Source organism: Desulfacinum infernum DSM 9756 (assembly GCF_900129305.1).
Classification (GTDB): Bacteria; Desulfobacterota; Syntrophobacteria; order Syntrophobacterales; family DSM-9756; genus Desulfacinum; species Desulfacinum infernum.
In genome coordinates, this window is record NZ_FQVB01000037.1 from 19,100 (window position 1) to 34,890 (window position 15,791).

The 15,791-nt window shown below is 62.2% G+C and carries 14 protein-coding genes; all 14 read left to right on the forward strand.

Going from position 1 to position 15,791, the window contains the following annotated elements; translation table 11 throughout:
* Positions 1 to 33: 33 nt before the first annotated feature.
* The 14 genes from BUB04_RS15480 (at position 34) to BUB04_RS15545 (ending at position 15,720) form a co-directional block, all read left to right on the forward strand.
* Positions 34 to 1,599 (forward strand): Wzz/FepE/Etk N-terminal domain-containing protein, encoded by a 1,566-nt coding sequence (locus tag BUB04_RS15480; protein ID WP_073041128.1) that lies wholly within the window; start codon positions 34 to 36, stop codon positions 1,597 to 1,599.
* A gap of 45 nt (positions 1,600 to 1,644) precedes the next feature.
* Entirely contained in the window at positions 1,645 to 2,475 is an 831-nt protein-coding gene (locus BUB04_RS15485; protein WP_073041130.1) for a polysaccharide biosynthesis tyrosine autokinase, read from the forward strand.
* A 26-nt stretch (positions 2,476 to 2,501) separates the two neighbouring features.
* A complete protein-coding gene (locus tag BUB04_RS15490; RefSeq protein ID WP_073041132.1) occupies positions 2,502 to 3,896 on the forward strand; it encodes a TIGR03013 family XrtA/PEP-CTERM system glycosyltransferase in 1,395 nt (464 codons plus the stop codon).
* Between the two features lie 149 nt (positions 3,897 to 4,045).
* Complete coding sequence (locus tag BUB04_RS15495) at positions 4,046 to 4,657, forward strand: polysaccharide biosynthesis/export family protein (RefSeq protein ID WP_084076558.1); 612 nt, start codon at positions 4,046 to 4,048, stop codon at positions 4,655 to 4,657.
* Positions 4,658 to 4,694: 37 nt separating this feature from the next.
* On the forward strand, positions 4,695 to 6,101 hold the full coding sequence (locus tag BUB04_RS15500) for an outer membrane beta-barrel protein (RefSeq protein WP_073041134.1): 1,407 nt from the start codon (positions 4,695 to 4,697) through the stop codon (positions 6,099 to 6,101).
* A 140-nt stretch (positions 6,102 to 6,241) separates the two neighbouring features.
* Positions 6,242 to 7,171 (forward strand): DUF3473 domain-containing protein, encoded by a 930-nt coding sequence (locus BUB04_RS19110; RefSeq protein WP_073041159.1) that lies wholly within the window; start codon positions 6,242 to 6,244, stop codon positions 7,169 to 7,171.
* A complete protein-coding gene (locus tag BUB04_RS15510; protein WP_073041136.1) occupies positions 7,158 to 8,204 on the forward strand; it encodes a FemAB family XrtA/PEP-CTERM system-associated protein in 1,047 nt (348 codons plus the stop codon). The genes BUB04_RS19110 and BUB04_RS15510 overlap by 14 nt, the downstream gene beginning before the upstream one ends.
* A gap of 45 nt (positions 8,205 to 8,249) precedes the next feature.
* Positions 8,250 to 8,639: a four helix bundle protein gene (locus BUB04_RS15515; protein WP_073041139.1), complete on the forward strand. Its 390-nt coding sequence runs from the start codon at positions 8,250 to 8,252 to the stop codon at positions 8,637 to 8,639.
* Positions 8,640 to 8,701: 62 nt separating this feature from the next.
* Positions 8,702 to 9,961 (forward strand): TIGR03087 family PEP-CTERM/XrtA system glycosyltransferase, encoded by a 1,260-nt coding sequence (locus tag BUB04_RS15520; protein WP_073041141.1) that lies wholly within the window; start codon positions 8,702 to 8,704, stop codon positions 9,959 to 9,961.
* On the forward strand, positions 9,958 to 11,130 hold the full coding sequence (wecB, locus tag BUB04_RS15525) for a non-hydrolyzing UDP-N-acetylglucosamine 2-epimerase (protein ID WP_073041143.1): 1,173 nt from the start codon (positions 9,958 to 9,960) through the stop codon (positions 11,128 to 11,130). Before BUB04_RS15520 ends, wecB begins: the two co-directional genes overlap by 4 nt.
* Positions 11,127 to 12,329, forward strand: a complete 1,203-nt coding sequence (locus tag BUB04_RS15530) for a TIGR04063 family PEP-CTERM/XrtA system glycosyltransferase (RefSeq protein ID WP_073041145.1) — start codon at positions 11,127 to 11,129, stop codon at positions 12,327 to 12,329. The genes wecB and BUB04_RS15530 overlap by 4 nt, the downstream gene beginning before the upstream one ends.
* Positions 12,330 to 12,411: 82 nt before the next feature.
* Positions 12,412 to 13,230 carry an ABC transporter permease gene (locus BUB04_RS15535; protein ID WP_073041148.1) on the forward strand — a complete coding sequence of 273 codons (819 nt, stop codon included), beginning with the start codon at positions 12,412 to 12,414 and terminating at the stop codon, positions 13,228 to 13,230.
* 19 nt (positions 13,231 to 13,249) lie between these two features.
* Positions 13,250 to 14,554: an ABC transporter ATP-binding protein gene (locus tag BUB04_RS15540; protein WP_073041150.1), complete on the forward strand. Its 1,305-nt coding sequence runs from the start codon at positions 13,250 to 13,252 to the stop codon at positions 14,552 to 14,554.
* Positions 14,551 to 15,720, forward strand: coding sequence for a class I SAM-dependent methyltransferase (locus BUB04_RS15545; protein WP_073041152.1), 1,170 nt, complete (start codon positions 14,551 to 14,553; stop codon positions 15,718 to 15,720). Before BUB04_RS15540 ends, BUB04_RS15545 begins: the two co-directional genes overlap by 4 nt.
* Positions 15,721 to 15,791: the final 71 nt, after the last annotated feature.

Sequence of the window (15,791 nt, forward strand, 5' to 3'; positions counted from 1 at the left end):
AGCCGAGTTTCACCAGCACAGGGATGGAGAGTCATGCAACTGCCTAAACTGGATTTGGAACCGTATGTGGACATGGCCTGGAGGCGCAAGTGGTGGATCCTCGCTCCCACCCTGGTGGGGCTCGTGGTCGGCCTCGTGGTGCTCCAAGTCTCTCCGAAGATCTATCAGGCCTCCACCCTGATCCTGGTGGAGCCGCAGCGTATCCCCACGGGCTACGTGCGGCCCACGGTCACCCAGGACGTGGCCAGCCGGCTTCGGACCATCTCCGAGCAGGTCAACAGCCGAACCAACCTGGAGCGGATCATCGAGGAGTTCAAGCTCTACCGGAAGCCGGAAGACCGCGTCCAGGACCTCATCTCCAAGGTCCGGCGCAAGATCAACATCTGGCGGCACGGGGAAGAGGCGGCCGTCAAGCAGGAAGAGGCGTCGGTGGCCACGGCGGATCTGGTGGCCAAGCTCCGGTCCCGGATCGGCATCAATGTGGACCGAAGCGGCTCGTCCTTTCGTATCTCGTTCCGCTGGCACGATCCCGCCACGGCGGCGGCCGTGACCAATGCCATCGCCTCCCAGTTCATCGAACAGAACCTGAAGGTGCGGGAGGAGATGGCCATGGGTACCACGGCCTTTCTGAGAAACGAGGTGGAGAAACTCCGCCGGGATCTGGCCGAGCGGGAAAAGCAAGTGGAGGCGTTCAAGCAGAAGCACATGGGGATGCTGCCGGACCAGCTGGAAACCAACCTGAGCATCCTGAATCAGCTCCAGCAGGAAATGAACGCGCTGCAGCAGCGGATCGACGAACAGAAAAGACAGGAGCTTCTGGTGCAGGAGCGGCTCCAGGACGCCAAGGCCGGCCGGCTGAATCTTTCCGGCGCCGGGCTGCCGGGGGAGCGGCAGAAGACTCCGGAGGCCCAGCAGCTGGAAGCCCTGGAGGAGAAACTCAAGCAGGCCCGGGTTCGCTACACGGAGAAACACCCGGACATCATCTCGCTCAAGCGCACCATCGAGCGGCTGCGCGAGGAGGTGGCCCGGGTGGGTGTCTACGTTCAGGGTGACGGGCTGCCGGGGCAGGGGCAGTTGAGTCCGCGTCAGGTCCTGGAGCTCCAGCTGGAGAAGCTCCGAAAGGAGATGGAGGCCAACGAGGCCCAGCTGGGGGAGATCAAGGCGAAGATCGCCGAATACCGGGACCGGGTGGAGAAGACGCCCGCCGTGGGCCTGGAGCTTGGAAACATCCTGCGGGACTACAACACGGTGCGATCCCGCTACACCAGCATGGTGGCCAAGCTGCTGGACGCGGAAATGGCCGAGGAGCTGGAAAAGCGGCAGAAGGGTGAGCAGTTCCGGATCCTGGATCCGGCGGTCGCTCCTTCCAAACCGGTGGAGCCCGATGCCAAGAAGATCATGACGCTGGCCCTGGTGCTGGGCCTGGGTTTGGGCGGCGGCGTGGCCTATGCCCTGGAGCTCCTGGATCCCCGGTTCTACCGGCCGGAAGAGGTGGAAAGCTACCTCAACACCCGGGTGCTGGTGAGTCTGCCCCGGCTGGAGGACGAAAACCAGAAGCATCGTTGGTGGGGCCTCGGACTGAAAAGGAAGGCCGCCTGAGACGGGGGCTGAATCGTTCCACGTGACTGCGGGACAGGATGAATCATGGGTAAGATTTACGAAGCGCTGGAAAGGGCCAAGAAATCGCCGAAAAGGGAAACAGGTCCCCGTCGCGGGGTGGTCGTCCCGAGCCTGCCCGCCTCCCCCGGTGGGCTGGTGGTTCTCGATGAGCCGGGGTCTCCCACCGCGGAATGCTTTCGTTTCCTGCGTTCCGTGTTGGTCCGCCCCATGGAGGGGGATCCGCCCCGGACGATCCTGGTCACCAGCCCCCTGATCGGGGACGGCAAGACGTACGTGGCCTCGAACCTGGCGGCCGCCATCAGCCAGGGTCTGGACGAGTGGGTTCTCCTGATGGATTGCGATCTGAGGTATCCGCGCCTGGACCGCGTCTTCGGTCTCCATGGCGGACACCGGGGCCTTTCCACGTATCTCACCAGCGATACGCCCCTGGATCAGCTCCTGAGGAAAACCCCGGTCCACAAGCTCACCATCCTGCCGGGAGGCAATTCCACCCACCAGCCCACGGAGCTGCTCACATCGGAAAAGATGCTTCGGCTGATTCGGGAGGTTCGGGACCGGTATCCGGATCGGTTCGTGGTCATGGACAGCACGCCGTTGGAACTGGCTCCGGAGACCTTCGTGATCGCCAACGAGGTGGATGCGGTGATCCTGGTGGTGCGGCGGGGTCGCACGCCGAGAAACGCGGTCCGAAACGCCGTGAACCGCATCCGCCGTGAGAAGCTGCTGGGCGTGGTCTTCAACGACTACGACAAGAGCTCCAAGGTCTACAAGAAGTACAAGTACACCCCTGTGTTCGGAAACCACGAAGGGGAAGAGGAGCCCACGGGGGGCGGCGGGGAAAAGGCGGCCGAATAGACGCTTTCGAGAGGGGCTGACGGTTCATGCTCAAGTTCTTTCACACCTACTTTCCCATTCGAAACCTGCTCTTCTTCCTGGGCGAGGGAGCCCTCATCTTCGGCTCCCTCGTGGCGGCGTCCCATGTGGCCCTGGATCTGTGGGAGCCGACCGCGGGGGCCCGCCACAGCATGGGGCTTCGGATGCTCATCACCACGGTGGTGGTCCAACTGAGCCTCTATTACCACGAACTCTACGAGATCAAGGCCCGCGAGAGCGTCTTCGAGCTGGGAACCCGCATCCTGCAGGCCCTGGGGATGGCCTGCATCCTGCTCGCCGGCCTCTATTATCTGGATCGGAAACTCATCATCGCCAACAAGATCTTCTTCCTGGCCCTTTTTCTGCTCGTCTTCGGCCTCTTGTCCTGGCGTTTCGCCTACCAGTTCATCTGTGAGCGGAAGTTGCTCACCGAACGCATCTTCTTGCTGGGAAACGGACAGCTGGCGAACCTGATCGCCCGCGAGATCAATCGGAACCTGGACAGCGGCTACGTGGTGAACGCCCTGGTGGATCCTCTCGCGGCCGCGGACCGGCATCCCGTCTGGAACTGCCCCATCCACCGGGACTACGACACCTTGTGCGAAAAGGCCTTGGGGGAGGGGATCCGAAAGATCGTGGTGGCCCTGGATGAACGTCGGGGGAACTTTCCGGTCGGGGCCCTTCTCAAGTGCAAGATGATGGGGATTTCCGTCCTGGACGGCGTCGCTTTCTACGAGGCCCTGAGCGGGCGGATTCCGGTGGAAAGGGCCAATCCCAGCTGGCTGATCTTTTCCGAAGGGTTCCGGCGCCATCGCCTGCTCACGGCGGGCAAGAGGCTTCTGGACATCGCCTTCGCCCTCGCCGGGCTGGTGCTCACCGCCCCGGTCATGGTCTTGGTGGCCTGCGCCGTGAAGTTCACTTCCGAGGGTCCCGTCTTTTTCCGCCAGGAACGGGTGGGGCAGTACGAGCGGCCCATTGAGATCATCAAGTTCCGGACCATGGTCAAGGACGCCGAAAAGCGAACGGGAGCCGTGTGGGCCGGCGAGAACGATCCGCGCGTGACCCCTGTGGGCCGGGTGCTTCGGAAACTCCGCCTGGATGAACTGCCCCAGTTCTGGAACGTGCTCCGGGGGGACATGAGTTTCGTGGGCCCGAGGCCGGAGAGGCCCGTCTTCGTGGCCCGTCTCAAGGAGCAGATTCCCTTTTACGGTGAGCGCCACGTGGTGAAACCCGGCATCACGGGGTGGGCCCAGGTGAACTACGGCTACGGCGCCTCGGAGGAGGACGCCCTGAGGAAGCTGGAATACGACCTTTTCTACATCAAGCACATGTCCCTTTTCCTGGATCTGTACGTGGTCTTGAAAACCGTTCAGATCGTGCTCTTCGGAAAAGGCGCCCGCTAGGAGGCCCTCCTGGAGGGATCCAGACCTTGTTCTTGCTGTCGGTTGGGAAGAGGCCCTGTAACCGAGTTGGGCGAAGCCTGCCCTTCCGCCCCCCATTCCCGATTTCACGACTTCACGATTCACGACTTCACGAACAAAAGGAGGACCCCATGAAACGACGCACCCCTTGGATTACGGCACTGGCGGTATGGATGATCTTCTTCTCCACGGCCCTTGTTCAGGCGCAGGAGGCCAAGGAGGTCGTTCCCGGCCCCGAGGAGGCCCGGCCTCCCGAAGTGGGCGACTACGTCATCGGCAAGGGCGACGCCCTGGAGATCTACGTGTGGCGGGAGCCGGAACTGACCCGGCAGACCCAGGTCCGTCTCGACGGCATGATCTCCCTTCCCCTCCTGGACGACATCCGGGCGGCGGGGCGCACCCCCATGGATCTCAAAAACGAGATTCAAAAGAGGCTTTCGGAGTTTCTGGAGCAGCCCGTGGTGAGCGTGATCGTGACGGCGTCGGCCAACAACAAGTACTACATGGTGGGCGAAGTGAATGCCCCCGGGGAACAGGACCTCATCAAGGATCTCACGATCCTGCAGGCCCTGGCCCGGGCCGGCGGTCTGACCGAGTGGGCCAACAAGAAACGGATCGTGATCCTGCGGCGGGAAAACGGAGTTGAAAAAAGGATGGTCGTCAACTACAACGATATCCTGCACGGTAAGTCTCCGGAACAGAACATCTACATCCATCCCAACGACACCATCGTTGTTCCATGACAGGGGTTCATCCTAACCGCATGAGACAGGAGGGGTTATGGGACGCTGGATTCGGGTACTGGCACTGGCTCTTTTCGCGTGTACTGTCCTCTCCGTGCCGGCGCGGGCGGAGTACCGGCACGTGATCATCCCCAACCTCTCCGTCACCGGTGAATATACGGACAATGTGAATCTGACGGACGACGATACGGATTCGGATTGGATCCTGGTGGTGACCCCCAGCCTGGCCTACGAGGTGTCGGGGCGCCGAAACGGCCTCCGGCTCGGCTACGCGCCGGGGGTGGCCGTCTATGCCAAGAACGAGGACGACAACACCCTGCGCCACAGCCTGAACTTCAACGCCTGGCATTCGCTGACCAAGAACACCCATCTGACCTTTTACGACTCCTTTCTGAGAACGGAAGACCCCAACACGGACGAGGTGGAGCGGCGGGAGGCCCGGTTCCGCTCCCAGGTTCCGGCGCAGGAGGGGGAAACGCCGCCTCCAGTGCTCACCCCGGAAGAGCTGGGTCTCCAGCCGGACACCACCCTCCGGGAAGGCCGGGAGCCCTACTACACCAACACGGCCGCCGGCCGCATCACCCACACCTTCGGGCGCGGCCACAGCCTCTACCTGGGTTACCTCCACTCCCTCACGGAACATGAAAGCCGGTTCGAAGAAGACAGCCGGCGTCACAACCCCACCGTGGGTCTCACCTACAACATCAACCCTCACCTGAGCCTTTCGGCCGCGGGAGGCTACACGCGGGGAACGTTCGACGCCGACAGCCGCTATATCGATGATCCCACGGAGGACTTCGACCGCTGGAACGGGTCGCTTCGGCTCACCCGGGCCTTCAGCCCCCGCTTCAGCGGCTATGCGGACTACACGCAGATCCTGCTCGATTCCGAAGGCGACGGGGACGACTACGTGGTCTACCACGCCTCCGTGGGCGGCACCTATCAACTGAGCCCCCAGTCGAGCGTCACGGTGGGCGTGGGTTACTTTTTCCAGGACAACCAGGACGATGACGACGAAAAGGGCCTCACCCTGACCCTCAACTACAACAGCGCCGACCAGTGGAAGGCGGGACGCCTGGTGGGAAGTGTGAGCGTGCAGAGCGGCTTCCGGGAGGCCTTCTTCGGAACGGAAAACCTGGGCTTTTCCACCTTCTACGGCACGAGCCTGAACCTTCGCTATGCCATGACCAAGAAGATCTCCTGGAGCAGCTACCTGACCTACCGGCGCGACGAGTACCTGAACGAGGATCCGGAGCGCAAGGACAACGCCTACCTGGCCGGAATCGGCGTGCAATACCAGATCAGCCGCCGGTTCAGCCTCTCTTTGAGCTTTTCCCACCGCACCATCGATTCCAACCTGGACGAAGAGGACTCCCACGAAAACCGGGTGGGGGTGGACTTCAGCATGAACCTTTCTCCCGAGCTGAGGCCCATCAGCTTTTGAGCGTGAAATCGTGAAATCGTAAATCGTAAATCGTAAATCGTGAATCGTAAATCGTAAATCGTGAATCGTGAATCGTGAATCGTGAATCGTGAATCGTGAATCGTGAAATCGTGAAGTGGTGGAGTCGTGAAGGGAGAAGGGTGAAGGGTTCGAAGTCGGAGCGGGTGGTGGTGCTCACCTTCGATGTGGAGGACTGGTTCCAGGTGGAGAACCTGCGGGCGGTCTTTCCCCCCGACACGTGGGACGGTTGCGAGCTGCGCGTCGAAGGGGCCACACGCCGCCTTCTGGACCTTCTGGACCGATTGAGAGATGGGCGGGAGGACGGCGCGGCCCGGGATGTCCGGGCCACCTTCTTTGTTCTGGGCTGGGTCGCCGAAAAGGTGCCGCACCTGGTCCGGGAGATCCGGGACCGGGGCCACGAAGTGGCCTCCCACGGTCATGGACATCTCTTGTGCCGGAACATGACCCCCGATTCCCTGAGGGACGACATCCGCCGGAGCAAGGCCGTCCTGGAGGACATCCTGGGCGAACCGGTGGTGGGCTACCGGGCTCCCGGATTCTCCGTTTCCCCGCAATTGTTGGAGATTCTGGCCGAGGAAGGTTTTTGCTACGATTCCAGCTACAACTCCTTCGGGGCCAATCCCAGGCACGGCCGCCTGGATCCGGCTGCATTGCGAAAGCGCCGGGGTGTCTATGAAACGCCGGGTCGACTGGTGGAGATTCCCGTGAGCAACCTTCATCTCAACGGAGGGGCCCTCCCCTGGGCGGGCGGAGGCTATTTTCGACTGTTGTGCTTGAAGCTGTTCGCGGCCGGAGCCCGGGCCATCCTGGATCGCGAGGGCCTTTACGTCTTCTACCTTCATCCGTGGGAACTGGACCCGGACCAGCCCCGGGTCGGGGGCCTGGGTCCTCTGGGCCGCTTTCGCCACTACGTGAACCTGGAAAAAACCGAAAAGAAGCTGGAAAACTTCGCCGGGACTCTGGAGCCGTGCCGCTTCCTTTCCTGCTCCGATTACCTGGAAAACGTCCTCGGCCGTTCAAAGAGCCCTCCCCCCCATGCTGAAGATTAGAAAAATCACGGAATCCGACCGGGCCGCCTGGGACGCCTACGTGGCCTCCCATCCCGGCGGAACGCCCTTCCACACCACCGCGTGGAAACGGGCGGTGGAGGCGTCCTTCGGCCATCGGAGTTCCTATCTGGTGGCGGAGGACTTCCACCGGACGGGCCAAACCCCTTCCGTCGTCGGGGTGCTCCCGCTCTTTGAGATGCGAAGCCGCCTCTTCGGCCATTACTTTCTCTCGGTTCCCTTCGCCGAAACCGGCGGGGCGCTGGCCGATTCCCCCGAAGTGGAGCGGGCGCTGATCGACCATGCCGCAGAGCTTTCCGCCGAAAGAAAGGCCTCCTACCTGGAGCTTCGCAACCGGCGCCCCGTGGACGGGCTTCCCACCAAGGATCTTTATGTGAGTTTCCGAAAGGAGATGTCCCCGGACCCCGATGAAAACCTCAAGGCCATTCCGCGCAAATCCCGGCGCATGGTGCGGGTGGGCATGAAGGCGGGGCTCCGGTCCGAAACGGGCCGTCACCTTCTGGACACGTTTTATGAGATCCTGGCCGCCAACTACCATCGGCTGGGAACACCGGTCTTTCCCCGGCGCCTTTTCGCCAACTTCCTTGCCCGGTTCGGCTCCCGGGCGGACATCCTGGCGGTCCGCACCCGCGAGGGGGCCCCCGTGGCGGCCGTCCTGAGTTTTTACTGGCGCGACGCCGTCATGCCCTACTATGCCGGATCGCTCTTTTCCCACCGGCACCTGGCGCCCAACGACTTCATGTACTGGGAGCTCATGCGCCGCGCGTGCCTGGCCGGCTTTCGCCGGTTCGACTTCGGCCGGAGCAAGAAGGGCACCGGCTCCTACGCCTTCAAGAAGCACTGGGGCTTTGAGCCCGAACCCCTCGCCTACCAGTACGTGCTCCATCGAGCTTCCGCCATGCCGGACATGAGCCCGGCCAATCCCCGGTACCGATTCCTGATCGAAGCCTGGCGGCGCCTGCCCCATGGGGCCACGCGGCTTTTGGGCCCGCCCGTTGCGCGGCACTTGGCGTGAGTGGGGAGTGGGGAGTGGGGAGTGGGGGATACAAGGGGAGGTTCGATGAAGCGACCGTTTCACCGTCCCCACAAGGAACTGAAAGTCTGGGGCATGGCCATGGAGCTCTGCAAGGAGATTTATGAAGTGGCGGCGATGCTCCCTGAAACGGAAAAGTACGGATTGGCGAGTCAATTGAGAAGGGCGGCTGTCTCCGTTCCCAGCAATATCGCGGAAGGAGCCGCCAGGAATTCAACGGCCGAATTCATCCAGTTTCTCGGGGTGGCGCGGGGTTCATTGGCCGAATTGGATACTCAGCTGCAGTTGTGTTCGAGGTATTTGGGGCTGCTGTCGCCGGAACACGTGGAGACGGCGCTGGAGCTTGTGGAGCGCATCAGCAAAATGATCAACGCGCTCAGACGAACGCTCAAAGACAAGAGTCCCCGGTGCCAATAGAAGATGACGGAGCCTGTGTATCCATTCCCCACTCCCCACTCCCCACTCTCGACTCCCGAGCCATGAAAATCCTCTACCTCGCCCATCGCATACCCTATCCGCCCAACAAGGGGGACAAGATCCGCTCCTACCACGAAATCCGCCATTTGGCCCGAAGACACCGGGTGGACCTGGCCTGCCTGTGCGACGTGGAAGAGGACATGGCCTACCGGGAGGATCTGAGGCGCTGGTGCGGGCGGGTGGCCGTGGAGCGGCTGGTGCCGTGGCGGGCCAAGGCGGGGAGTCTGCCGGCCCTCTGGCGGGGAAGACCGCTTTCGGTGCCCTACTTTTATCGGCCGGGCCTGCAGCGAGTGGTGGACGGATGGCTCGCGCGCGAAGGCTACGATGCGGTGGTCTGCTTTTCGTCGCCCATGGCCGAATACCTTTTCCGGAGCCGCTCGAAGGCGGGGCGCAGGCCGCTGTGGATCATGGACTTTTGCGACATGGATTCGGACAAGTGGCTGCAGTATTCCAGGCGATCTTCCGGGCCGGCGCGGTGGATCTACCGCCGGGAGGCGGAGCGCCTCCTGGGCTACGAAAAGAAGGTGCAGGAACGCTTCGATGCCTGTTTTTTCGTCTCCCGCAAGGAAGCGGCCCTTTTTGGGGAGCGGGTTCCCGGGGCCCGCAACGTGCACGTGGCTCCCAACGGGGTGGATACGGATCATTTTCGACCCGAAGCGGTTCCGGAGCGCCGGAACCAGGAAGCGGCGGGCGGCAACGGCGGGACCTCCCGGCTGGTCTTCGTGGGGGCCATGGATTATGCGGCCAACGTGGACGGCGTGCTGTGGTTCGCCGAACGGATCTTTCCCCGCATCCGAAGGGAATTTCCGAAGGTGAGCTTCTGGGTGGTGGGGGCGAGGCCCCATCCGCGCGTCCGGGCCCTGGCCGGGACGCCGGGCATCCGGGTGACGGGATTCGTGGACGATGTGCGCCCGTACATGGCGTCCGCCGCCTGCGTGGTCGTGCCGCTTCGGCTGGCGCGGGGCGTGCAAAACAAGGTGCTGGAGGCCATGGCCATGGGGCGGCCCGCGGTGGTCACCTCCCGGGCCCTGGACGGCATCGAAGCCCGAAGCGGCCGGGACGTTCTCACGGCCGACGACGAAGACGGCTTTGCCCGGGAGGTTCTTCGCGTTCTGCGGGATCCGTCCCTGGCGGGGGAACTGGGCGCGCGGGCGCGGCGCTTCGTGGAGGAGAACCACGGTTGGGAGGCGGGGATGAACCGACTGGAAGAGGTCTTGCTGGAACTTCACCGGCTTCGAAGCCGGCAGGGGGAGGGCGCATGAAACTCGTCCTGGTCGCCGGAGACCGACCGAACTTCATGAAGGTGGCGCCGCTCCTTCATGCCGTCGCGCGGGCCAACGAGCGGCGCACGGCCGGAAACGGAGCCCTGCGGCCGGTGCTGGTGCACACGGGCCAGCACTACGACATCATGATGTCGGAAGTCTTCTTTCGGGAACTGAACATCCCGGATCCCGACATCAACCTGGAAGTGGGTTCGGGAACCCATGCGGCCCAGACAGCGGCCGTGATGGTGCGCTTCGAGGACGTGTGCCGAAAGGATCGGCCCGACTGGGTGATCGTGGTGGGGGATGTGAACTCCACCCTGGCCTGCACACTGGTGGCGGCCAAGCTGGGAATCCCAGTGGCCCACGTGGAGGCGGGGCTCCGCAGTTTCGACCGCACCATGCCGGAAGAGATCAACCGGCTGGTGACGGACGTCCTGGCCGACCTGCTGCTCACCCCGTCTCCGGACGCCGACGAGAATCTTCTGCGCGAAGGGGTGCCGCCGGAACGGATCCGCCGGGTGGGAAACATCATGATCGACACCCTGGTGGCGAACCTTCCCCGTGCCCGGGCCCGGCGGACCCATGATCGGCTGGGGCTGGAGGCGGGCCGCTATGCCTACGTGACCCTTCACCGGCCTTCCAATGTGGACCGGCCCGATTCCCTGGAGGCCATCCTGGGAAACCTGATCCGGCTTTCCCGGGATCTTCCGGTGGTCTTTCCGGTCCATCCGCGAACGCAAAAATCCCTGGAGGCATTCGGGCTGGACGGGGTCACCTCCCCCGGTCTCCGCAAGATCCCCCCCGTGGGCTATCACGATTCGCTCTGTCTCACGGAAAATGCGCGGCTCGTCCTGACCGACTCGGGCGGCCTGCAGGAGGAATCCACCTATTTCCGCACCCCGTGTCTCACGCTGAGGCCCAACACGGAGCGGCCCGTCACGGTGACCGAGGGAAGCAACCGGCTGACGTCGCTCCAAAGCCTTGCGGGGGACATTCAGGCGGTTCTGGACGGCCCGCGGCGGCTGGGTCGTGTGCCGGATCTCTGGGACGGGCGCACCGCCGACCGCATCCTCACCGCCCTCCTCCAGACCCCCAATCCAAGCGGTCCACATTGGCCATGGCAAAATACGACTCCCCACTCCCCACTCCCGACTCCCGAAAAATGAAAATCCTCCACATCCTCGACCACAGCCTTCCGCTCCAAAGCGGGTATGCCTTCCGGAGCCGCAACATCCTGCGGAGCCAGAAAGGGGCCGGCCTGGAGCCGGTGGCGCTCACCTCGCCCAAGCACGAGGCCTCCTGGAAGCGACCGTCGCCTGCCGTGGAGCGGATCGACGGGATCGCGGTCCATCGGAGCGGTTCGGTCGCCGGCGGAAACGGCGTGATCGGTGAAGGGGCGGTGGTCTGGCGGCTGAGATCCCGGATCCGGACGCTCATCGAGCGGGAGAGGCCGGCCGTGATCCATGCCCACAGCCCCGTTCTGAACGCCTTGGCGGCCCTGGTGGAAGCCCGCCGGGCTCGAATCCCGCTGGTTTACGAAATCCGGGCCTTTTGGGAAGACGCGGCGGCGGATCTGGGGACCTACGGATCGTCATCGGCCAAGTACCGGCTGGTGCGGGCCTTGGAGACGGCCGTGTGTCGCCGGGCGGACCGGGTGGTCACCATCTGCGAGGGGCTGCGCCGGGATCTGCTGGGCCGCGGCATCGAGGACGCCAAGGTGGCGGTGGTGCCCAACGCAGTAAATCCCTCGGAGTTTTCCCTTCCGGAGGCTTCGGCGGGGGAAAACGGGCGCTTTCGGCAGCCCGGTGCCGGGACCGTGGCCTTCATCGGGTCTTTTTATCATTACGAAGGTCTGGATCTTCTCATCGAGGCGTGCGCAAGGCTTGTCGCCCGACATCCCGAGCTTCGGCTTTTGCTGGTGGGCGGCGGGCCCATGGAGGCGCGGCTGCGGGTTCTGGCGGAGCGCCGCGGGGCGACCGGATCGGTGGTCTTCACGGGACGCATTCCCCACGCGGAGGTGGCCCAGGCCTATGCCGCCGCGGATCTCTTGGTCTATCCACGAAAGTCCATGCGTCTCACCGAGCTGGTGACGCCGCTCAAGCCTCTGGAAGCCATGGCCCTGGGAAAGCCCGTGGCGGCCAGCGGCGTGGGAGGTCACCGGGAACTCATCCGCCACGGGGAAACGGGCATCCTTTTTCCTCCGGACGATATCCCGGGGCTGGCTTCCGCCATCTCGACGCTTCTTTCTTCCAAATCCCTTCGGGAGCGGATCGGCCGCCAAGGCCGGGACTGGGTCCTCCGGGAGCGCACTTGGGACCGCAACGGTGCCCTCTACCGCGCCCTCTATTCCCGGTGCATCTCCTAATCCGCCCACTTCACGATTCACGATTCACGACTTCACGATTTCACGACTCACCACTCACCACTCACCACACCACGAGGTGCCCATGATCACCGTCGTCAAGGAACTGTGGACCTTCCGGCAACTCATGGCCACTCTGGCCTGGAAGAACATCACGGTCCGGTACAAACAGGCCTACCTGGGCATCGGGATTGCCGTTCTCAAGCCCGTGTTGCTCATGGTCATTTTCACCCTGGTGCGCAGCTTCGTGGGGATCGACTCAGGCCGCGTGCCCTATCCCATCCTGACCTTCGCCGCCCTCATGCCGTGGGTGTTTTTTCAGGAAGCCACGTCGGAAAGTGTCAACAGCGTGGTGGCCAATGCGGCGCTCATTCGAAAAATCTATTTTCCTCGGGAAGTCTTCCCACTCACGGCGGTGGTCACCAAGCTCGTGGAACTGGGAATCAACTTCGTGATTCTGGCGGGGCTCATGCTGTGGTATCGCATGCCCCCGAGCCCCCTTGCCGTGTGGGTCCCGGCCATTTTCGCCTATACCATCCTTGTTTCTCTCACCGTCAGTTTGGTCGGGGCTGCCATGAACGTCTATTACCGGGACGTGGGGCAACTCCTGCCCGTGGGGCTGAATCTTCTCATGTACGCCTCGCCGGTCATCTATCCCTTGTCTTTGGTGGAAAAGAAACTACTCATGGAACGCGCAGCCGGTGCCTGGTCCGAAATAGCCTATCGACTCTACACCATCAACCCCCTGGCGGGAATTATCGACGCCTTTCAAAGGGTCATGCTCAAGGGGGAACCGCCCGATTTTGCGGTCCTTTGGCCCGGGGTGGCAGCCACATGCGTTTTGCTTCCGGTGAGCTACAGGATCTTCAAAAAGGCGGAAGCCTACTTTGCCGATGTCGTCTGAAGGAAGGACCGGCGAACCCATGGCCATGATTGAAGTGGAACATCTGACGAAAGAATTTCGGTTGGGACAGGTCACCGGCTTTCGAGACACTCTCCGAAACCTGGGGGCGCGCCTCCGGGGCCGGAAGCCTGAGGGGAGAGCGGTTTTCAAGGCCTTGGACGACGTGAGTTTTTCCATCGAACCCGGCGAGGTCGTGGGAATCATCGGCCCCAACGGTGCGGGCAAGAGCACCCTCCTGAAGCTGATTTCCGGCGTCTCCAAACCGACCTCCGGGAGGATCGTGACACGGGGAACCATCGCCCCTTTGATCGAATTGGGTGCGGGCATGCACCCGGAACTCACGGGCCGGGAAAATATTTACCTCAATGGGGCGATCCTGGGTTTGTCCAAGAAGGAAATCCGATCGAAAATGGAGGAGATCATCGATTTTTCGGAGCTGGAGGAATTCATCGACACGCCTTTCAAAAGGTACAGTTCGGGAATGAAGGTCAAGCTGGCTTTTTCCTTGGCCACCACTCTCAAATCGGACATCCTCATTATCGACGAAGTCCTCGCCGTCGGGGATCTGGCTTTCCAGAGGAAGTGTTTCGATCGAATGGAATCGCTGATCCGCCGGGAAGGTCGTACCGTTCTCCTGGTTTCGCACAACATCCGTCAGGTCGAGAGACTGTGCTCCCGCGTTCTTCTGATCGATCAAGGGCGCATCCTGGAAGACGGCCCTTCGCGAGATGTGTGCAACAAATTTTATGAAATGAGCGACAAGAAGATCATGGGGTCCTTCTTGGCAGGTGCTCGAAGCAGGGCCAGAGAAGTCAGCAGCGGGGATGTGGAACTTACGGATGTCTCACTGGTCAACGCTCGAGGGGAAAAAATCCAGGAGGTGATGGCACGGGACAGTTTCTGTGTCAACATCAAGTTCACCGTTTTTCGCGACATCCCGAGGCCGATTTTCGGCGTGGGGATCCACACGACGGATTTCTTGTACCTGGCGACGAAGCAGAGCGCCGGGGTGTTTGACGACCGAATTCTAACGCCCGGACGTTACGCCCTGAACTTTACCATGAAAGATCTGCCCTTACTTCCGGGAACCTATCTGCTCAGATTCGGCATTGCTTTAGGGGATACGTTCCAGCCCGTCTATTACCGAGAGGCCGTGGCGGGTTTTCGCATCGTGGGGGGCAAGCGCATGAGCCGAGCGACGCTCATGAGCGGCGTAGACGGTTTTCTTGATTTTGACGGCCAATGGCACCTCGTTTCCCAAAACGGGCCGACCGAAGAGCCTGTCCTATTAGGCATGTCCCCATTTCGAAAGAGCGTTTCATGATCCGGGAAAACGTTCATATCCCTCCCTATTTTGAACGGCGCCGTCCGGAAATCCTCCGCCTTGTGCCGAAGGAGGCCCGAAAGGTGCTCGATGTGGGCTGTGGAAGCGGCCGACTGGGGAAGGATCTCAAGAGCCGAAGCCAGGTCACGGTCCACGGTATCGAAATAGCCGAGGTCCCCGGTCGCCGTGCCGCCCTGCCTTTGGATCGGGTGTGGATCGCGCCAGTGGAAAGAGGTGCTCGATTCGCTCGAAGCGGAGGGCACGATTGCATCGTCCTGGCCGATGTCCTGGAGCACCTCAGGGACCCCCAAAGGGTCTTGGCGCATCTTGCGAAGAATTTGGCTCCCGGGGGGACGGTGGTGGCCAGTGTGCCGAATGTGCAGAATCAGGAAGTTCTTCTCAATCTCATGGCCGGACGATGGAATTACACATCCGAGGGGCTTTTGGACCGGACCCATCTTCGGTTTTTCACTCGCCAGACGGCGCGGGAGCTTTCCTGGGCCGCGGGGTTGCGCATCGAAAATATTGGAACGGTCCGTGACGGAAGTATTCGGACTGTCTTTTTGAAAAAGTCGCCGGGGCGAAGCGCTTTCTGGACGGTGGACCGTGAAGATTTCGGCGTGTGGCAGTTCCTCATCACTGCAAAACGTCGTGATATAAGGCTTTCCTCCCCCAAGATGGGCGTGATCGTGCGAACCCCTAAGGGTTCCCCCTATGAAAAACCAAGCGCCGGCTTTCAGCAACTCGTGGAGCATTTTAAGCCGGTGTGGCTCGTAACGGTGCCCCGGGAACTCCCCGTTCCGGAAGATCTCTCGAGGCTGGGTGCGGATCCCACCCAGGTGGATTGGGTCATTGTTTTGGATTCAAGGGTAGCGATCTCTCCGGGTTTCGTGGAGGGCCTCGTGGAGGCGTGCGACCTGGATCCCGCCATCGGCGTGCTTGTTCCCGGCGTCTATGCAGACCCCGATTTTCAAAGGTTGGTGGGCGTCGGCTTCCGTTGGCGCTTCTCAAACCTTCGGTTCGATCTCGTCGGCTTGGGAGACGGGGAAACCGACTGGCCCGACCCCGTGTGCGTCGATTCGGCCTTGCCGTGGGCCTTCGCCGTCAGGAGCGAAGTTCTCGGCGCGGTGCGCGGGTTTCATGGTGTCAATGGCCAATTATTTTGACCCTTTTTTGGACAACAATTTTGACCCACTTGGGACGAAAAAATCAGCCTTGTCGTTTCTGTCTCAGTCGA

Excerpts from the sequence above, each read along its gene's own strand:
- BUB04_RS15480 (WP_073041128.1), top strand. The coding sequence starts at position 34 with ATGCAACTGCCTAAACTGGATTTGGAACCGTATGTGGACATGGCCTGG.
- BUB04_RS15485 (WP_073041130.1), top strand. The coding sequence starts at position 1,645 with ATGGGTAAGATTTACGAAGCGCTGGAAAGGGCCAAGAAATCGCCGAAA.
- BUB04_RS15490 (WP_073041132.1), top strand. The coding sequence starts at position 2,502 with ATGCTCAAGTTCTTTCACACCTACTTTCCCATTCGAAACCTGCTCTTC.
- BUB04_RS15495 (WP_084076558.1), top strand. The coding sequence starts at position 4,046 with ATGAAACGACGCACCCCTTGGATTACGGCACTGGCGGTATGGATGATC.
- BUB04_RS15500 (WP_073041134.1), top strand. The coding sequence starts at position 4,695 with ATGGGACGCTGGATTCGGGTACTGGCACTGGCTCTTTTCGCGTGTACT.
- BUB04_RS15510 (WP_073041136.1), top strand. The coding sequence starts at position 7,158 with ATGCTGAAGATTAGAAAAATCACGGAATCCGACCGGGCCGCCTGGGAC.
- BUB04_RS15515 (WP_073041139.1), top strand. The coding sequence starts at position 8,250 with ATGAAGCGACCGTTTCACCGTCCCCACAAGGAACTGAAAGTCTGGGGC.
- BUB04_RS15520 (WP_073041141.1), top strand. The coding sequence starts at position 8,702 with ATGAAAATCCTCTACCTCGCCCATCGCATACCCTATCCGCCCAACAAG.
- wecB (WP_073041143.1), top strand. The coding sequence starts at position 9,958 with ATGAAACTCGTCCTGGTCGCCGGAGACCGACCGAACTTCATGAAGGTG.
- BUB04_RS15530 (WP_073041145.1), top strand. The coding sequence starts at position 11,127 with ATGAAAATCCTCCACATCCTCGACCACAGCCTTCCGCTCCAAAGCGGG.
- BUB04_RS15535 (WP_073041148.1), top strand. The coding sequence starts at position 12,412 with ATGATCACCGTCGTCAAGGAACTGTGGACCTTCCGGCAACTCATGGCC.
- BUB04_RS15540 (WP_073041150.1), top strand. The coding sequence starts at position 13,250 with ATGGCCATGATTGAAGTGGAACATCTGACGAAAGAATTTCGGTTGGGA.
- BUB04_RS15545 (WP_073041152.1), top strand. The coding sequence starts at position 14,551 with ATGATCCGGGAAAACGTTCATATCCCTCCCTATTTTGAACGGCGCCGT.